Genomic DNA, 1,701 nt, shown 5'->3' on the forward strand with positions numbered 1-1,701 from the left:
AACTTCGGGCGAAGGCTTAAGACGCTCAGGGGCCTGACACCTTACGAATTCATCTGTAAACAGTGGACATCCAAGCCAGAGCATTTCAAAATGGATCCGCTCCATCAAATGCCGGGACTAAACACCTAGGCTCAATGACCAATGACAAGCCTTGCCCATCCCCATGTGTGTAGGGTTTATCTTCAGGCTTAGCGCGACGAATCTGCATATCGTTAAGGGACATGTGTATAGGAATCCGAGACCGAACAGGAACATATACACAATCCTATACACATTTCGAACCGGATTCTACTGGATGGTCACGGCATGATGTGCAATAAATCACATCTCAACGTTTAACCTCTGTTTTAGGGCAACCTTGCCCTCATAGTCCGACAAAACCCACGCAATTGCGTAGTTTTTTTATATAGCATGATATTAAAACCGATTACGCTTTTAGCTTATTTTCAATCAACGTCATAAAATAGGATGTATCGCTTACTGTATCCTGGTTTTTTCCGTGATCAGCTTCATCAACAAGCTTCATATACTCGATGAAATGGGATTCTTCGAATTTAATATTCATTTTCTCCCGGAGAATATTCAATTCATCGAGGCGCTCTAACCTTCTGATATAGAGTTTGTGACGTTCATTTTGACGAGTCACCCCCAAGGTACGGTCAACTATCAATGGTAATAATGTCAAACCGAGAAACACGATAAAACCATAAAACACTTTATTATTGGTGCAATAAATAAAAACAAATAAAAGTACACATGCAATAACAAATACAACATGATCCTACCCACGAATAGTGGACACGCTGTTAAGCGAGTAAAATCGTTAACAAGGTGAACCATGACGCATGCAAAATCTGTGAAGAAGACATCCCGTAATCAATATACCCCGGAGTTTCGCCAGCAGGCGCTGGCGCTGGCTGAGCGCATCGGTGTGGCCAAAGCCGCCCGGGAGCTCGGCCTGCACGACTCTCAACTCTACGCCTGGCGCAGTAAACAACGTCAGCAGGGCTCCACCTCTGAGCGTGAGCAGCAACAGGCAACAGAAATCGCCCGCCTCAAGCGTCAACTGGCCGAGCGGGATGAGGAACTGGCCATTCTCCAAAAGGCGGCCACGTACTTCGCCAGACGCCTGAAGTGAAGTACGCTTTTATACACCAACATCAGGCGGCGTTCTCAGTGAAAAGCCTGGCCCGGGTGTTGCGTGTCTCGCGCAGCGGCTGGTATGCATGGCTGAAGCGCAGGCAGTCCCCCTCGCCGCGGCAGATGCGCCGCCAGATGTGTGATGAGCGGGTGGCGCAAGCTTTTATACAGGCAAAACAGCGCTATGGCGCGCCCCGTCTGACGCAGGAGTTGCGTGAAGCCGGCCATGGCTGGAACCGTAAAACGGTCGCGGCCAGTCTGCGACGTCAGGGATTACGGGCCAGAGCGGCGCGCAAGTTCAAAGCCACGACAAACAGCGGGCATAACCTGCCGGTGGCGCCGAACCTGTTGCAACAGGACTTCAGTGCCACGGGGCCGGACCAGAAGTACGTTGGGGATATCACCTGCCTGTGGACAGAGGAAGGCTGGCTGTACGGTAATCCTCCCATTTTTAACGGAGGTCATAAGTAGAGTTTACGCAGCACGTAATATATGCTGCTTTGGTGTATATCCACCCAGTGCCATATTGGGCCTTTCGTGATTATAAAACCACTGCCATTC

The 1,701-nt window shown here is 49.7% G+C and carries 1 protein-coding gene and 3 pseudogenes; 2 read left to right on the forward strand and 2 right to left on the reverse strand.

All coding sequences use genetic code 11. The features are described from left to right. Positions 1 to 129, forward strand: a pseudogene (locus FJU30_RS26680) (IS481 family transposase); the annotation flags it as partial. Here the strand turns inward: FJU30_RS26680 and FJU30_RS27430 are convergent. Then, a pseudogene (locus FJU30_RS27430) lies at positions 128 to 223 on the reverse strand (Arm DNA-binding domain-containing protein); the annotation flags it as partial. The pseudogenes FJU30_RS26680 and FJU30_RS27430 sit on opposite strands and share 2 nt — an antisense overlap. Before the next feature lie 204 nt (positions 224 to 427). Next, entirely contained in the window at positions 428 to 697 is a 270-nt protein-coding gene (locus tag FJU30_RS26690; RefSeq protein WP_191091705.1) for a hypothetical protein, read from the reverse strand. A gap of 141 nt (positions 698 to 838) precedes the next feature. Between FJU30_RS26690 and FJU30_RS27435 the strand changes: the two are divergent. Continuing rightward, positions 839 to 1,575: pseudogene (locus FJU30_RS27435) on the forward strand (IS3 family transposase); the annotation flags it as partial. Positions 1,576 to 1,701: the final 126 nt, after the last annotated feature.

The sequence above is a fragment of the Affinibrenneria salicis genome (assembly GCF_008710095.1).